Raw genomic sequence first — 15,688 nt, 5'->3', positions numbered from 1 at the left:
GAAAGAATTTTTTGCCGTCTTCTGTGTTCAACCTTTGGAGCACGTGACATGAAAGACATTCTCGATCTCGACCGCTATCCGCTCGACCGCGAAGGCAGCGCCGACTGGAAGCGCCTCGTCGAACAGTCCGTCGCGGCGCTCAAAGCCGACGGCATGTTCAATCTCGAAGGTTTTTTGCGGCCCGGCGTCGCAGAACAGGCAGTGCGGGAAATCAAGCCGGTCATGGACACGCAGTCCCATATCCACAAGCGCATGCACAATATCTACTTCAAGCCCAGCATCCCCGAACTGGCGCCCGACCATCCCGCCTTGCGCAAGGTCGAGACCATCAGCCACACTGTCTGTGCCGACCAGCTTCCCGACAGCACCGTGCTTGCCATCTACGAATACGAACCCCTTGTGCGTTTCCTCGCAGCGACGATGGGCAAGACAGAACTACATGTCATGCAGGATCCGCTGGCCCGCACCAATGTCATGGCCTACCGCGCCGGAGAGGCGCTGAACTGGCATTTCGACCGCTCGGAATTCACCACGACGCTTCTGCTGCAGCAGGCGCAGAGTGGCGGCGACCTCGAATACCGCACCGATCTGCGCTCGGACGACGATCCAAACTATGACGGCGTCGCAAGGCTGCTCGAAGGGCGGGACCCCGACGCAAAAATCCTGCGCATGAAGCCCGGTACGCTCAATGTCTTCCGCGGCAAGAACACCGCGCACCGCGTCACCACCGTCGAAGGCGAACGCGAGCGCATGATCGCGGTTTTCTCCTATTACGAGAAACCCGGCGTGATGTTCAGCGCCGAGGAACGGGTCGGCTTCTACGGCCGGGCGGCCTGAACCGCCCTCCACCGCATCCGGGTCGGATTTTGCGCGGCGCCGAGAAAAATCCGAAGATGAGACCTTGTTAGATTGTCGACAATCTGATTGTCTTGCTGTCTGTTCTCACTGGAGTGGGCCGGATGGTGAAGACGGATTTCAGCCCGATTGCCGACACGACGCGCCGCGCCGAGATCGTGGCGCTGCTGCGGCGCGCCATCCTGACCGGCCAGTTGGAGCCCGGCCAGAAGCTCAACGAACTCAGGATTTCCGAGCAGATGCGGGTCAGCCGCGCGCCATTGCGCGAGGCGATGCGCGAACTGGTGCAGGAGGGTCTTCTCGCCAGCATTCCCTACGCCGGCACCTTCGTCGTCGACGTCACCGCCAAGGACATCGACGATGCCTATTCGCTGAACAAGGTTCTGGACGAATTCGCCATCGAGCGCACCTGGCCGCTACGCGACCAGCGCTTCTTCGACGAGATCGACCGGCGCCATGAGGCGGTGAAGCAGGCGACGCGGGCTCTCGACACCACGCGCCAGATCGAGACCGCGCTGCAACTGCACGGACTGATTTACGAATGGGCCGACAATTCGGTGCTGCTGGAAACCTGGCAGCGGCTGACCAGCCGGCTGCAGATGTATTTCGCGCTCCATCTGCATGCCCGCAACGAGCCGGTGCCGGTCGAGGACATGCACGAAACCTATGTGCGGCTCATGAAAGGCAAGGATATGCGCGCCGCACAGCGCTATGCCCGCGAACATATCGACATCGATTTCGAGGAGCTGCTCGCCTATGCGCGCGGGCTGGAGCAACGGGAATCGAAGGGCGCCAAGGCCGATCGAGCCGGACGGAACAACAACGTCTGAGGCCCTCGCCATCACGGCGATGCTTTCCTGAAATCACCGACAGCGGACAGACAATAGTGCAGATCAAATCCATCAAGGCCTACCATGTCGTTCAGCCCTTCGTGGACGGCCCCTACCGCATGTCAAAGGGGCGGGTCGCCGACTGCTTCGACGCCGTCATCGTCGCCATCACTTCCGATAGCGGCGTGACCGGCTGGGGCGAGATGGCGCCGCTCGGCAATTTCTATTCGGCCGCGTTTCCAGCAGGGACACGCGCGGGCGTGCCGGAGATCGCGCCGCATCTCATCGGCCAGGACCCGCGCGGGCTGGCCAGCATCGGCCGGCTGATGGACACGGTGTTCAAAGGCCATCCCTACATCAAATCGGCGCTCGACATGGCCTGCTGGGACCTGGCCGCACGCGCCGCCGACGTGCCCCTGGTGACCATGCTCGGCGGCCGCGAGAGCGATATGGCGGAGACCTACCGGGTCGTCACCCACGGCACGCTCGACCAGATGGCGGCCCTGGCAAAGAGGATCATCGCCGAGGGCTGTCGCCGTTTGCAGGTCAAGGTCGGCGGCAATGTGCACGACGACATCGAGCGGGTAGCGACGGTCGCCTCGGCCGTGCCGAAAGGCACGGTGATTTTCTGCGACGCCAATGCCGGCTGGACACCCTATCAGGCACGGCAGTTCGCCGATGCCACGCGTGGCATCGACTACACGTTCGAGCAGCCCTGCACGACGATCGAGGAGAACATGTCGGTGCGCCGCATGCTCGACAAGCCGATGGTGCTCGACGAATCCGTGACGTCGCTGGAAGAGATGCTGGAGATCCACCGCCTGGGCGCGGCCGACGGGTTGACGCTGAAAATCTCGCGGCTGGGCGGCGTCACCAGGACCCGGCAGATCCGTGACGTTGCCGTCGACCTCGGTTTCATGATCACGGTCGAGGACACGGGCGGCGCCGAGATCGACACGGCGGCGATGGCACATCTGTCGCTGTCTACACCGCAAGAGCGGCGATTGCATGCCATTGCCTTCCATGAATGGGTGACAGTGCGCACGGCCTTCAACGCCCCGCCGGTCACCGGCAGCCATATGGGCATTCCGGATGGGCCTGGCCTCGGCATCGACGTGGACCCGAGCCTGCTCGGCAAGCCTTTCTTCGAGGTCGGCTGAGATGAAAATCCGCAGCATCAAGGCCACGCCGATCAATCTTCGTCTCGAAGCGCCCTATGGCTGGGTCTTTGGCGAGCTCGACGGCTTTTCGCAGACCATTGTCGAGGTCGAGACCGAGGATGGGCTGATCGGCCTCGGCGAAGCGCCAACGCCGGCGGCAGCCGCGATCATCAACGATGTCCTGGCCGAGCGCCTGGTCGGACGAGATGCCTTCGACATCGCCGGCGCCGAATATGTCTGCCTGCCCTACTGGACCGGTGTGCAGTCGATCAACGATCGCACCCGTATCATGGCCTTCGGCGCCATCGAGATGGCGTTGTGGGACCTGCGCGGCAAGGCGTGGAAGCAGCCGCTCTACCAGCTGCTCGGCGGCGCCGTGCGCAAGGACATTCCGTTCACCGACTATTTTTCGTTGCGCGGCGACGGGCCCAAGGTGAAAGGCGAGACGACGCCTGAAGAAGTCGCCGACTATTGCGTCGAACTCAACGAGACACATGGAACGACCTTCTTCGAAGGCAAATTCTCGACCGAGGACCCGAAAGTCTCGCTGAGAATGGTCGAGCTGATCCGCGAAAAGCTCGGCGACGGGGCGATGATCCGCATCGATTCCAACCAGGCCTATTCGCTGGCCACCGCGCGGCGGCTGGCGCGGCCGCTGGAAGACCTCGGGGTGCGCAACTGGGAGGACCCGGTGGCGACGATCGAGGAGATGAGGCAGTTGCGGCAGCATTGCTCGATCCCGTTCTCGACCCACAATATCGATATCGCGCGCGCCATGGACCTCAAGGTTCCCGACGCCTTCGTCGGCAATCCGACGGCGCATGGCGGCATCGGCCGCCTGCTGCGCTTCGTCGGCGCCTGCGAACATGCGGGCGTCGATTTCTGGTGCTATAGCGGCGACAGCGGCATCGGCAGCGCGGCCTATCTTCATCTGTGCGCGGCGCTCGGCTGGATCCGGGAGCCGAACCAGTCGCTGTTTCGCATGCAGCCGATGGACATCACCGAAGAAGGGCCGTTTTCGCCGAGGAACAATGTCGTGCGCGTGCCGGAAGGCCCCGGCCTCGGCGTTACCCTGTCGCGGAAAAACCTCGCGGCCTGCCATCGCGACTTCACCGAGAACGGCCCGTGCAACAAATATCACGACCCGGCAAAGCCCGGAACATACCGCCGCCTGCCGCTGAACTAGGAGACAGAGAAGGAAAGGAGACTAGCCGACAACAAGGGGCGCCGCAGCGACTTGGATCGCCAAGGTAGCACCTGACGGGTGGAAGCATTGCTTCAAGAAAATCTGACCCTGCGCCGCAAGGATCGGATGGACCAGAAAAGACAGCATGCTACAGTCCCGGTCGACCGACTTCGTTGATGGCCGGGACAGGAGAACTCCACGGAATTTCGTCAACCGCAAGTGCATTCTTCAGCCATAAGAAACAAGGGGAAAGGGTTAAACCCATGAGCAAGAACTACCGCATTCTCGACCTGATCCGGCGCAACCGCTCGCCGCTCGAAAATCACCTTATCGACGGTCTCGTCGACGGCCGCGTCAGCCGCCGCGACTTCATCCGCCACGGCAGCCTGCTCGGCCTGTCGCTGCCACTCCTGGGTGGCATCACCACGGCCGCCGGCCTCGGCGGCATGCCGTCGCTCGCCCGCGCCCAGGGCGCGCCCGGCGCCACCATCCGTGTCGCCAGCAGCGTGCCGGCGGCAGCCATCGACCCGGTCACCATCGCCGACGCCGGCGGCCTGCTGGTCATGCAGCAGGTTGCCGAGTTCCTCTGCGTCGATGGCCCGGACCTCGTGCTCAAGCCGGCACTGGCCGAAAGCTGGAAGCCGAACGACAACGGCTCGGTGTGGACCTTCAAGCTGCGCAAGGGCGTGAAATTCCATTCGGGCGGCGAGATGAAGGCCGAGGACGTGGTGGCCAGCATCGACCGCCTTGCGGACCCGGCAAACTCGTCCAACGCGCTGTCGGTGTTCACCGGCATCCTGTCGAAAGGCGCCAGCAAGAAGGTCGACGACTATACGGTGGAGTTCCACCTCGACGCGCCGAACGGCAACTTCCCCTACATGCTCTCATCGGACAATTACAACGCCGTCATCATCCCGGCGAGCTACAAGGGCGACTACGAGAAGAGCTTCGACGGCACCGGGCCGTTCAAGGTCGAGAAGTACACGCCGAAAGTCGGCGCATCCTTCGTCCGCAACGAGAATTATTGGGGCGAGAAGGCCCTGCCCGATCGCACGGAATTCACCTTCTTCACCGATGTGCAGCCGATGATCCTGGCCCTGCAGGGCGGCCAGGTCGACATCATCAACCAGATGCCGGTCCTGGCCGGCGTCGCCCTGCTCAGCGATCCGAGCGTCGACATCATCAGCCTGAAGTCCTCAGCGCATCAGCAACTGCACCTGCGCTGCGACGACGGCCCGTTGAAGGACGCGCGCGTGCGCCGCGCCATCGCGCTCAGCATGGATCGCGACAAGCTGGTCGCCGGCCTGATGAAGGGTCGCGCCGTGGCGGGTAATGACAGCCCGTTCGCATCGGTCTACCCGTCCACAGATACCAGCGTGCCGCAGCGCAAGCAGGACATCGCACAGGCCAAGCAGCTGATGGAAGCGGCGGGCGTCGGCAAGGGCTTCAAGATCACGCTGACCACCGAGCGCTACCTCGAAATCCCCGAATATGCCCAGCTCATCCAGAACTGGGTCAAGGAGATCGGCATCGAGCTCGAGCTCAACATCCTCGACCAGAGCGCGTATTACGGCGACGCGGTGTTCGGCAAATCGAACTGGCTGGATTCGGTGATGGGCATCACCGACTATGGCCACCGCGGCGTGCCGAATGTCTATCTCGCTGCCCCGCTGAAGAGCGAAGGCACCTGGAACGCGGCGCACTTCAAGAACAAGGACTACGACGCCCTGGCGACCAGCTACATCGCGGCGCTTGATCTCGAGGCGCAGAAGGCCGATGCCGGCAAGATCCAGAAGCTGCTGCTCGAGGAAACGCCTGTTATCTTCGGCTATTTCTACGACTACCTGACGGCGACGGCGAAGGGCGTGGCCGGCGTACAGCCGACCGCCATGTCGCAGCTGTTCCTCGAAAAGGCATCGAAGGCCTAAGCGGAGGCAGACAAGCCCATCCCGCGACCGCCAGCCCCCAGTGGGGCTGGCGCTTTCGCTGCCAGGCCGAGCGCGCCGGCCGGACGCGGAGCCTCGCGTTGCGGGACGATCGATCGTTGCCCATGGAGTCCGAGACCCTGCTCACCACCATGCATTGGGGGACCTACGAAGTCCGTGCCGAGAAGGGCAGGCTCGTCAGCGTCGAGCCGTGGATCGGCGACCCCGATCCATCGCCGATCGGCAAGTCCATGCTCGGCACCGTGCAGGGCGACCTGCGTGTCTCCCGTCCTGCCATCCGGCGCGGCTGGCTGGAAGGGAACAGGTCCGGCGGCAGGGGCGGGCGCGGCGGCGAGGCTTTTGTCGAAGTCTCCTGGGAAACGGCACTGGACATCGTGGCGGCCGAACTGGACCGTGTTCGCGTCGAGCATGGCAACAGCGCAATCTATGCGGGCTCCTATGGATGGGCGAGCGCGGGGCGGTTCCACCATGCCCAGAGCCAGGTCCACCGTTTCCTCAACACGATTGGCGGCTATACGAGCTCGGTGCTCAGCTATTCCTACGGCGCGGCCGAAATCATCCTGCCGCATGTGCTTGGCGGGACCGACGGCCTGACGGGCAATCATTCCACCTGGGACGGTATCGAACGGCATAGCGAACTGATCATCGCCTTTGGCGGCTTGCCCTGGCGCAATGCGCAGATACAAGGCGGCGGCGCGGCCCGTCACGAGGCCGCCGCGGCCTTGCGCAATGCTGTCGCCAACGGCGCCCGGCTGATCAATGTCTCGCCCGTGCGCGATGACGCACCGCGTGGCGTCGAGACCGAATGGCTGGCGCTGCGACCGAACAGCGACACCGCCTTGATGCTGGCCCTGTGCCATGTCCTGCTCAGCGAGCATCGTCATGACGAGGCATTCCTGGCGCGCTACTGCACCGGCTTCGAGGCTGTGCGGGCCTACATCCTGGGAGAAACCGACGGCCAGCCGAAAAGTCCAGCATGGGCTGCCGCCCTGAGCGGCGTGGCGCAGGACAGGATCGTCGCCCTGGCCAGGGAAATGGCCACCAAGCGCACGATGTTGATGGTGAGCTGGTCCTTGCAGCGCGCCGACCACGGCGAACAGCCATACTGGGCGGCGATCACGCTTGCCGCGCTGCTCGGCCAGATCGGACTGCCGGGCGGCGGCCTTGGCTTCGGCTATTCGTCGACCAACGGCGCCGGAAGACCGGAGATGGGATTCCGGTGGCCATCCGTGCCGCAAGGCAGGAACCAGGTTCCGGACTTCATCCCGGTCGCGCGGATGGCCGATATGCTGCTCAACCCGGGCGGTTCCTTCGACTTCAACGGCGCCGCGATGACCTATCCCGACATCAGGCTGGTCTACTGGGCCGGCGGTAATCCGTTCCATCATCACCAGGACCTGAACCGGCTGGTGGAGGCTTGGGAGCGGCCTGAAACGATCATCGTCAACGAGCCCTTCTGGACGGCGACGGCGCGCCATGCCGACATCGTGCTGCCGGTCACCACGCCGCTGGAGCGAAACGACCTCGCCTTCTCGAACCGGGAAAACCTCGTCGTCGCCATGAAGCAAGCGATCGACCCGGTTGGGGAAGCACGCGACGATTATCGGATCTTTGCCGACCTCTCGACGCGGCTCGGTACCGGCGAAGCCTTCACCGAAGGACGCGCGGCCAGCGACTGGATCCGCTTGCTTTACGAGCAGGCCAGGAACAATGCGAACACGGCCGGAGTGGAGATGCCGCCCTTCGACCGTTTCTGGCATGACGGCCACGCCGACCTTGCCCGGCAACTGACGTCGCAGACTTTGCTCGGTTCCTTCCGCGCCGATCCGGAGCGCCAGCGGCTGGCGACGCCATCGGGCCGCATAGAGCTGTTCTCGCAGACGATCGACTCCTTCGGCTATGACGACTGTCCCGGTCATGCCGTCTGGCGGGAGCCGAGGGAATGGCTGGGCAGCGAGCTTGCCAGCCGGTTCCCGCTGCATCTCCTGTCACCACAGCCCGCCGACAAGCTGCACAGCCAGTACGATCACGGTTCGGTCAGCCGGGCAGGCAAGGTGTCGGACCGCGCGCCGCTGTGGATCAACCGGGCGGATGCCGCGGCGCGCGGTATCGTGGACGGAGCCGTCGTGCGCGTCTTCAACGATCGCGGAGCGTGCCTCGCGGGCGCGGTGCTGACGGATGGACTGATCCCCGGCGTCGTCCAGTTGCCCACCGGTGCATGGTTTGACCCCTCCACGCCGGGACAGCCGCACAGTCTGGAAAAGCATGGCAATCCGAACGTGCTGACGCGCGACCGGGGAACGTCGCGCCTTGCCCAATCACCGACCTGCAATTCGACGCTGGTCGAGGTATCTCGATTTGACGGAGCCGTCCCCCCGGTGACAGCCTTCGATCCGCCTGCCACAGTGCGTTTAGCCGATGTGCCCGGCCTGGCCGGACCGCAGCCCCATCACAAGGAGGCTTAGCCATTCTTTCCTTCTTTGCCCGGCGTGTTTCGCTGTCGCTTGTGACGCTGTTCCTGCTCAGCATCATGGTGTTCCTGGGCGGCCAGGTTCTGCCCGGTAATGTCGGGCGTGCGATCCTGGGGCCGTTTGCCGACCAGCGCGCGGTCGACGCGCTCAATCATACGCTCGGCGTCGACCGGCCGCTGCTCACCCAATATGCGACCTGGATCTGGAATTTTGTCCGCGGCGACATGGGCACGTCCTACATCTTCCGCTCGCCGGTGGCGCCATTCGTCATCGATGCCTTGGGCAATTCGATGAAGCTGGCCGCGGTCGCCTTCGTGCTGGTGGTGCCGATCGGTATCCTCGGCGGCGTCGTGGCGGCGCTCAACCTCAACCGGCCGCTCGACCGCATCATCAGCCTTGGCGGCTTGTCGGTGACCGTGCTGCCGGAATTCGTCACCGGCATCATCCTGATCCTGATCTTCGGCGTGTGGCTGCGCTGGCTGCCGATCTCGGCGGCATGGCCGAAGGATGCCGGCTTCTTCACCCAGCTCTATTATCTGATCCTGCCGTCGCTGCCGCTGTTCCTGGTGCTGTTCGGCTATATCGCGCGCATGGCGCGTTCCGGCATGATCGAGGCGCTTGATTCCGATTATACGAGAACCGCGGTGCTCAAGGGCCTGCCCTGGCGCACGGTGATCTGGCGCCATGTGCTTCGCAATGCGCTGCTGCCGACCATCACCGTCATCGCCACCCAGACCGGCTATCTCATCGGCGGCCTGGTGGTGATCGAGACGCTGTTCCGCTACCAGGGCATCGGCTCGCTGATCTTCACCGCCGCGCGCGGCAAGGACTTTCCGATGCTGGAATCGGGCATCCTGACCATCGGCATCGTCTATGCCGTGGCGACGTTGATCGCCGACTTCCTCTATTCCGTGCTCAATCCACGCATCCGGCTGGGGTCAGACCAATGAGCGCCGTGCAGACCACCTCTCCCCCACAAGACGGCACGCGCCGGCGCAGTCCCCTCGCGGAAGTCCTCTTCTCGCTCATGCGCTCGCGGACCTTCCTCGTCGGCCTTTTCATCGTGCTGTTCTGGGTCGCCTGCGCGCTCTTCGGCGAGCACTTCGCACCCTACGATCCGCTTGCCGACGACATCATCAACGCGCTGGCGCCGCCTTCGTCCGAACACTGGTTCGGCACCGACCAGATCGGCCGCGACGTCTTCTCACGCGTCATTGTCGGCTCGCGCGACATCCTCACCGTCGCGCCACTGGCGACCTTGCTGGCGACGGTTGCCGGCACGGCGCTTGGCTTGCTCACCGGTTATTTCCGCGGCATTGTCGACGATGTCGTCAGCCGCGTCCTGGAAGCCTTCATGGCCATCCCCGTGGTCATCGTCGCGTTGCTGGCCATCGTCGCGCTCGGCACCTCCAAGGCCACCGTCATCGTCGTCATTGGGCTGAGCTTCGCGCCGATCATCGCCCGCACCGTGCGCTCGGCGGTGCTGGCCGAGCGCGAACTGGATTACGTCGCAGCCGCGCAGTTGAGGCACGAGAGCGCCTTCCACACGATGTTCGTCGAGATCCTGCCCAACGTCATCCCGCCGATCCTGGTCGAGACCACCGTGCGGCTGGGCTACGCCATCTTCGCGGTCGCCACGCTCTCCTTCATGGGTTTCGGCATCCAGCCGCCCTCACCCGACTGGGGGCTGTCGATCTCCAGCAATTACGGCATGATCGGCGGCGGCTTCTGGTGGACGGTGCTGTTCGACGCGCTCGCCATCGCCTCGCTGGTGATCGGTGTCAACCTTGTGGCCGACGGCGTTCATGGAGCGCTCAATGACTAACTCCGCGAAGGCGCAAAACGCGCTCGAACTCACCGACCTGTCGGTCGCCTACCGGGTGGCCGGGCGCAATCGGGCCGTGCTGCGCAATCTCAGCCTCAACATCGGGCAAGGCGAGGCCTATGGGCTCGTCGGCGAATCCGGCTGCGGCAAATCCACCGTGGCGCTCACCGTCGTGCGCTATCTGCCGAGGAACGGCTCGATATCGGGCGGCGCGATCTCGCTCGACGGCAAGGACGTGATGAAGCTCGACGCCGAGGCCTTGCGGCGCGCGCGCGCCGAAAGCGTCTCGATGGTCTATCAGGATCCCGGCAAGGCGCTGAACCCGTCGATCCGCATCGGCCGCCAGCTGACCGAGATCTTCGAGCTTGGCGGCATAACGGGCGAGGCGGCCACCGATCGCGCCATCGCCATGCTCAACCGGGTGCGCATCTCCGATCCGCCAAGCGTCATGCAGCGCTATCCGCACCAACTCTCCGGCGGCATGCAGCAGCGCGTGGCGATCGCCATGGCGCTGGCCAACGATCCCTCGATGCTGATCCTCGACGAACCGACCACCGGCCTCGATGCGACGGTCGAGGCCGAGGTGCTCGACCTTATCGCGCAGCTCAGGCAAGAACTGTCGGCGTCGATCCTGTTCATCAGCCACAACCTCGCCGTCGTGTCCAACATGTGCGACCGCGTCGGCGTGCTCTATGCCGGCATGCTAGTCGAGGAAGGACCGACCGATGTCGTCTTCAACGACCCGCGCCATCCCTATACGGTAGCACTCCTACGCTGCCTGCCGCGCGGCGGCCAGCGCAAGGACCAGGGGCGGCTCGACACCATTCCGGGCTTCCTGCCGGGTATTGGCGCCGACATCAAAGGCTGTGCCTTCGCCGACCGCTGCGCCTTGGCGGACGACCGCTGCCGCACCGAATTGCCGCCGCTCTATGATCTGAGCGACGAGCGAGGCAAGCGCCTGTCGCGCTGCTTCCATCACGACAGGGCGCAAGCCCTGCCACGCGCCACACCGAGCGACGTGGCGGCAGCGCCCAAGCCGGCAACCGCACCGGTGCTGCGTGTCGCCGGACTGAACAAGACCTATGCCAGCCATGGCCATCCCTTGCGCGCGGTGAAGGACGTCTCGCTCGATCTCAGCCCCGGCGAGACGCTGGGGCTGGTCGGCGAATCCGGCAGCGGCAAGACGACCTTCGCCAGGCTGCTGCTCGGCCTTGTGCCCCCCGATGACGGCGGCACCATCGAGCTCGAGGGCAAGGCGCTGGCGCCGAAGCTGGAGAACCGTGGCGACGATCAGGTCAAGGCGATGCAGATCGTCTTCCAGAACCCGGACTCGGCCCTCAATCGCGCGCATTCGATCCGCCATATCCTCGGCCGCGCCTTGAAGCGGCTCGCCGGCCTCTCGGGCAAGGCACAGGAGGCACGCCTCGACGACCTCGTCCGCTCGGTGCGCCTCACCGACCGGCATCTGGCCGTCAAGCCGCGCCAGCTCTCAGGCGGGCTGAAGCAGCGCGTCGCCATCGCGCGTGCTTTCGCCGGCGATCCCCGCATCGTGGTCTGCGACGAGCCAACCTCGGCACTCGACGTCTCCGTCCAGGCGGCGATCCTCAACCTGCTCGCCGATTTGCAGGCCAAGGAGGACGTCAGCTACATCTTCATCTCGCACGACCTTGGCGTGGTGCGTTACCTCTCCGACAAGATTGCCGTGCTCTATCTCGGCCGCATCATGGAGATTGGACCATCGGAGGAAGTCTTCTCCGGACCGCATCACCCCTATACGGAAGCGCTGCTGTCGGCGGTGCCCAAGCTCGACCAGACCGAGACGGCGCGCATTCGGCTCGACGGCGAGATCCCCAGCGCCACCAACCCGCCCTCGGGATGTGTGTTCCACACGCGCTGCCCGCGCAAGATCGGCCCGATCTGCGAGCAGCAGGAGCCGCCACTGGCCCAGGCCCAGCCCGGACACTCGATCCGCTGTCACATCCCCTATGCGGAGCTGGCGAGGCTGCAGAAGGGGGGCGTGACCGAGCCGGCGTAGCAAGGCATCGCTGGCAGGCAACCTCAGGCCGAATGATGCCGCCACTGAAGGCAGGCCGCTGCAGCACCCGACGGACGGTGGATCGCTCTACGGCAATGGGGCATCGGCTGGCAGGCTGATCGCAAGCTTTCGTAGAAGATCAGCAAGCTGCCGCCGTTCGCTGGCGCTGAGCCCTGCTATGAGCGCCAACTCCAGCGCCATGTCTTCCCTAAGGGCGTTTTCGGTGCGTTCTCGTCCTTGCTCGGTCAACTCGACGAGCAGGCTGCGTTTGTCGGCCTGAGCTGGGCGCCGCCTCACGAGGCCCGCGACCTCGAGCCGGGAGAGCCGATCGGTCAGGCCGCCCGAAGAGATCATCAGCGTGCGGTAGAGATCGGTCGGCGTTAGGCAGTAAGGGGGGCCGGCCCGTCTCAGCGTCGCCAGCACGTCGAACTCTCCGGCATCAAGGCCGTGTCGGGCAAAGACGGCCTCGATCGATTGCCGCACGTACAGCGTGATCCGGCGCGCTCGGCCTAGAATCGCTACGGCCTCCGTGTCCAGGTCGGGCAGCTCCCGTGCCCACTGCTCCCGGAGCATGTCGATGTGATCGACTGCCCTGCCCTTCGCCTCGTTCACCACGCACAATACTCCCTGCTTTCGCGACATCGTGCAATCTATCTTGACGTCGAGATTGCGTCGAGATAATTGTCGGCGACGTTAGAACCTACCGCATCCCCAAGCAATGCGGCGGTTGAAACGACGATGCAAATGCCGAACGCGACGAAGACGGAGCAATGAAGTGAAGAAAGGGGTTAGCGTCGCCGATTTCATTGATCAGATCGACCATCCACTGAAGGACGAGATCCGCGAGGTACGGTCGATCATCATTTCCTCTCATCCAGATATCGACGAAACCATCCGATGGGGAGGACCGAGTTTCGAGCACAAGGAGCCGATTGTATCGGTAAACCCTCGTGTCAAAGATTATGTTGCCTTGATATTCCACAATCCAGGTAAACTTGTAGACCAATTTGACGTTCTTGAGCCTGGACCAAAGGGGCGAGCCTACGTCAAACTCCGGTCGATGCAAGATGTGAAGAACATCGAAGATCATCTGAGTGAAATAATGCGCCGATTGGTCACCGAAGTTCAATGAGGACTGAATAGACGCTAACGCAGAGGCGACAAGCGACAGGTACTAATCATGACTGCTCAATCTCAAAGCATGCTTTCTGCCGCACGAGATCGGTATTTCGCCTGGACAGGGTGGGGCTTGAGCGCGCTGGTATCTGCCTTTCTTGTTCTGGATTCGTCCGTCAAGATCTTAGGCCTGGTTCCGAGCGACGCCGCAGCCACCCTCGGGTGGAATTCCGACCCGATCACACTCAGAATGCTAGGGTTCCTGCTATTTTTCCCCACGCTCCTCTATTTGTGGCCAAGAACAAGCGTCATGGGAGCAATAATCGTCACCGGATACCTGGGCGGAGCCGTTTCAACTCATTTGCGGATTGAGAGTCCGCTCTACACACATGTGCTGTTTGGCGTCTATGTCGGAATATTTCTCTGGGGTGGACTGTATCTCCGTGATGCCAGAATCCGAGCGTTGATCCCGTTCTCGTCGTCAGCCGACTGAACGCGTGGCTGCGGTATCGGTTGGATAGGAACTCGAGGGATTAGGCAATTTCATCCCAAGACGAAGAGGTGGCAGCCTGGAGAGCTTCGCGACACCGCCATCCGCGCCGACTCCGTGGACTTGAAGGCCGCGTTGCGCAGGTCCTTGCCGACATGCCACGTCCTTCATGAATGCTCCCTCCACGGAGCGACGCATTGCGACGTCGTCGGGAGGGTGTCCGCCCCTCGATCCTCAATGGAAATATCCGGCTGTTCCGGAGCAGTCCTTAACGGAATCAATAGCTTGCCCGTTCCGCGTCAGTAAGCTCGCGAATAACCCATTGTGCGGCTATTCCGGGCGATTCTTCGGATCGATGAATGAGGTAGAGCGGCATTCTCCTGGTGCGGGGCGGCCGGTCAGCTAAATCCAGCACTGTGAGACGCCCGCAATCGATGTCGTCCTTGACAATACTCAACGGCATAAATCCCCAACCCAAGCCCGACCGAAGCATTCCGTGCTTGGACCCGAAATCACTGGTCAAAATGCGTTGCTCTGCATAGACGGAAAACATCCGCCCCTCAGTTCGCTTGCTTGGATCAGTCAAAATGACCTGTGGATGCTCCCGCAACAAGTCTCGAGAAATTTTTGAAAGAAGCGACAACGGATGCGTGGGAGCAGCGACCGGCTCGAGACCAATCTCGGGCATGGAATAGCTTACCAGGGTGGGATCAATATCCGGCAATGAACCCTGAACGCCAAGACAATAATCTTTGTTGAGAACCCGATCTGGGACGCCGCCAAGTGCTTCTGTCCTTAGGCGAAGCACAACGTTTGGAAATGCCTGTTGAAAGTCGCTGACCAATTTGACCATTCTAGCGACCGGGAAAAAGACGTCGAAAATAATCGAAAGTTCAGCCTCCAGGCCTTGATTCAGACCCTTCGCGCGCAGCTTCATCTGCTCCGCACGTGCGAGCACGCTCCGTGCATCGGCCAGGAGCGCTTGGCCATCCGCCGTGAGGCGTGGCCTCCAATCATTTCGATCGAATAGAGCGAGACCTAACGATTTCTCCAGGTTCGCGACAGCGTGGCTGATCGCTGACTGCGCCCGGCGCAGGTGGCGTGCGGCAGCGGTGAAACTGCCAAGATCCGCGATGGTGACGAATACGCGAAGTTGATCGAGGCTGAAGCTGTCCAGCATCATCATTAATCTAGATGGAGTTGATCAATTTTATATCTCTTTTTTGGATTCAGTCAATTGCTAATCTCGCGCTGCAGAGGACATTTGGAGTTGCAGGATGCATCTATCGAGACGTTATCTTTTACAAGGAGCCTTGGGAGCCGGCGCTCTGGGAACAGCGCACTTTGCGACCGTGGCGGCAGCAGAGACCATCAGCAATGGGACCGACAATTCGGGAGAATACCAGGCCAGTGCCGCCAACGAAGACGTGAAGATTATCAATCTTGACGTCCTGGAGGAGCAGGCGAAGGCAAAAATTACCGACTACGCATACGCTTTCGTCAGCGGCGCCGCAGGTGACGAATGGACATCACGCGAAAATCGTAGGGCGTTTGAAGACTTTCCCATCATGACTCGAAGGCTGACGGGGATCGACTCAAAAATGATCGACCTTCGGGTGGAGTTGCTCGGCGCAAAGCTGGCTTACCCGATTGTGGTTGCACCGATGGGCCTGCATGGGTTGGTGCATCATGACGCCTTATCCTGACTCTGTAATCCTGTCTCAGAATCAGGCATTGAGGCGCCCCACCGACTGTTCCGGTGAAGCTCTTCAGA

The 15,688-nt window shown here is 62.8% G+C and carries 14 protein-coding genes; 12 read left to right on the top strand and 2 right to left on the bottom strand.

Features of this window, described 5'->3' with window-relative positions:
• Positions 1-48: 48 nt before the first annotated feature.
• The 9 genes from AC07SZ_RS00070 to AC07SZ_RS00030 all read left to right on the top strand — a co-directional run bounded on the left by AC07SZ_RS00070 (position 49) and on the right by AC07SZ_RS00030 (position 12,308).
• A complete protein-coding gene (locus AC07SZ_RS00070; RefSeq protein ID WP_172374213.1) occupies positions 49-837 on the top strand; it encodes a HalD/BesD family halogenase in 789 nt (262 codons plus the stop codon).
• Positions 838-959: 122 nt separating this feature from the next.
• On the top strand, positions 960-1,685 hold the full coding sequence (locus AC07SZ_RS00065) for a GntR family transcriptional regulator (RefSeq protein WP_172374214.1): 726 nt from the start codon (positions 960-962) through the stop codon (positions 1,683-1,685).
• A 56-nt stretch (positions 1,686-1,741) separates the two neighbouring features.
• On the top strand, positions 1,742-2,845 hold the full coding sequence (locus AC07SZ_RS00060; protein WP_056564213.1) for a mandelate racemase/muconate lactonizing enzyme family protein: 1,104 nt from the start codon (positions 1,742-1,744) through the stop codon (positions 2,843-2,845).
• A 1-nt stretch (position 2,846) separates the two neighbouring features.
• Positions 2,847-4,031, top strand: coding sequence for a mandelate racemase/muconate lactonizing enzyme family protein (locus tag AC07SZ_RS00055; RefSeq protein ID WP_056564216.1), 1,185 nt, complete (start codon positions 2,847-2,849; stop codon positions 4,029-4,031).
• Positions 4,032-4,294: 263 nt separating this feature from the next.
• Entirely contained in the window at positions 4,295-5,959 is a 1,665-nt protein-coding gene (locus AC07SZ_RS00050; RefSeq protein ID WP_056564218.1) for an ABC transporter substrate-binding protein, read from the top strand.
• A 122-nt stretch (positions 5,960-6,081) separates the two neighbouring features.
• Positions 6,082-8,442, top strand: coding sequence for a molybdopterin-dependent oxidoreductase (locus AC07SZ_RS00045; protein ID WP_494912942.1), 2,361 nt, complete (start codon positions 6,082-6,084; stop codon positions 8,440-8,442).
• A gap of 2 nt (positions 8,443-8,444) precedes the next feature.
• Positions 8,445-9,398: an ABC transporter permease gene (locus AC07SZ_RS00040; protein WP_081294671.1), complete on the top strand. Its 954-nt coding sequence runs from the start codon at positions 8,445-8,447 to the stop codon at positions 9,396-9,398.
• Positions 9,395-10,273 carry an ABC transporter permease gene (locus AC07SZ_RS00035; protein ID WP_056564225.1) on the top strand — a complete coding sequence of 293 codons (879 nt, stop codon included), beginning with the start codon at positions 9,395-9,397 and terminating at the stop codon, positions 10,271-10,273. Before AC07SZ_RS00040 ends, AC07SZ_RS00035 begins: the two co-directional genes overlap by 4 nt.
• Positions 10,266-12,308 (top strand): ABC transporter ATP-binding protein, encoded by a 2,043-nt coding sequence (locus tag AC07SZ_RS00030; RefSeq protein WP_494912941.1) that lies wholly within the window; start codon positions 10,266-10,268, stop codon positions 12,306-12,308. The genes AC07SZ_RS00035 and AC07SZ_RS00030 overlap by 8 nt, the downstream gene beginning before the upstream one ends.
• 87 nt (positions 12,309-12,395) lie before the next feature.
• On the opposite strand, the gene AC07SZ_RS00025 is transcribed toward AC07SZ_RS00030, so the two are convergent.
• Positions 12,396-12,881, bottom strand: a complete 486-nt coding sequence (locus tag AC07SZ_RS00025; RefSeq protein WP_494913619.1) for a MarR family winged helix-turn-helix transcriptional regulator — start codon at positions 12,879-12,881, stop codon at positions 12,396-12,398.
• A 202-nt stretch (positions 12,882-13,083) separates the two neighbouring features.
• On the opposite strand from AC07SZ_RS00025, the gene AC07SZ_RS00020 reads away from it, so the two are divergent.
• Together AC07SZ_RS00020 and AC07SZ_RS00015 are read left to right on the top strand one after the other, a co-directional pair.
• Positions 13,084-13,440, top strand: a complete 357-nt coding sequence (locus AC07SZ_RS00020) for a DUF1801 domain-containing protein (protein ID WP_494912940.1) — start codon at positions 13,084-13,086, stop codon at positions 13,438-13,440.
• Positions 13,441-13,488: 48 nt separating this feature from the next.
• Positions 13,489-13,917, top strand: coding sequence for a DoxX family protein (locus AC07SZ_RS00015; protein WP_494912939.1), 429 nt, complete (start codon positions 13,489-13,491; stop codon positions 13,915-13,917).
• 274 nt (positions 13,918-14,191) lie between these two features.
• On the opposite strand, the gene AC07SZ_RS00010 is transcribed toward AC07SZ_RS00015, so the two are convergent.
• Positions 14,192-15,097 (bottom strand): LysR family transcriptional regulator, encoded by a 906-nt coding sequence (locus tag AC07SZ_RS00010; RefSeq protein ID WP_494912938.1) that lies wholly within the window; start codon positions 15,095-15,097, stop codon positions 14,192-14,194.
• Between the two features lie 94 nt (positions 15,098-15,191).
• On the opposite strand from AC07SZ_RS00010, the gene AC07SZ_RS00005 reads away from it, so the two are divergent.
• Complete coding sequence (locus AC07SZ_RS00005) at positions 15,192-15,620, top strand: alpha-hydroxy-acid oxidizing protein (protein ID WP_494912937.1); 429 nt, start codon at positions 15,192-15,194, stop codon at positions 15,618-15,620.
• The last annotated feature ends 68 nt before the right edge of the window (positions 15,621-15,688 follow it).

Source organism: Mesorhizobium sp. GW821-FHT07A06 (assembly GCF_059419085.1).
Note: the sequence above shows the minus strand (reverse complement) of the source record. Positions and strands in the feature narration are given on the sequence as shown.

Coding starts and splice junctions, on each gene's coding strand:
- AC07SZ_RS00070 (WP_172374213.1), top strand. CDS start 49: ATGAAAGACATTCTCGATCTCGACCGCTATCCGCTCGACCGCGAAGGC.
- AC07SZ_RS00065 (WP_172374214.1), top strand. CDS start 960: ATGGTGAAGACGGATTTCAGCCCGATTGCCGACACGACGCGCCGCGCC.
- AC07SZ_RS00055 (WP_056564216.1), top strand. CDS start 2,847: ATGAAAATCCGCAGCATCAAGGCCACGCCGATCAATCTTCGTCTCGAA.
- AC07SZ_RS00050 (WP_056564218.1), top strand. CDS start 4,295: ATGAGCAAGAACTACCGCATTCTCGACCTGATCCGGCGCAACCGCTCG.
- AC07SZ_RS00045 (WP_494912942.1), top strand. CDS start 6,082: ATGGAGTCCGAGACCCTGCTCACCACCATGCATTGGGGGACCTACGAA.
- AC07SZ_RS00035 (WP_056564225.1), top strand. CDS start 9,395: ATGAGCGCCGTGCAGACCACCTCTCCCCCACAAGACGGCACGCGCCGG.
- AC07SZ_RS00030 (WP_494912941.1), top strand. CDS start 10,266: ATGACTAACTCCGCGAAGGCGCAAAACGCGCTCGAACTCACCGACCTG.
- AC07SZ_RS00025 (WP_494913619.1), bottom strand. CDS start 12,881: ATGCTCCGGGAGCAGTGGGCACGGGAGCTGCCCGACCTGGACACGGAG.
- AC07SZ_RS00015 (WP_494912939.1), top strand. CDS start 13,489: ATGACTGCTCAATCTCAAAGCATGCTTTCTGCCGCACGAGATCGGTAT.
- AC07SZ_RS00010 (WP_494912938.1), bottom strand. CDS start 15,097: ATGATGCTGGACAGCTTCAGCCTCGATCAACTTCGCGTATTCGTCACC.
- AC07SZ_RS00005 (WP_494912937.1), top strand. CDS start 15,192: ATGCATCTATCGAGACGTTATCTTTTACAAGGAGCCTTGGGAGCCGGC.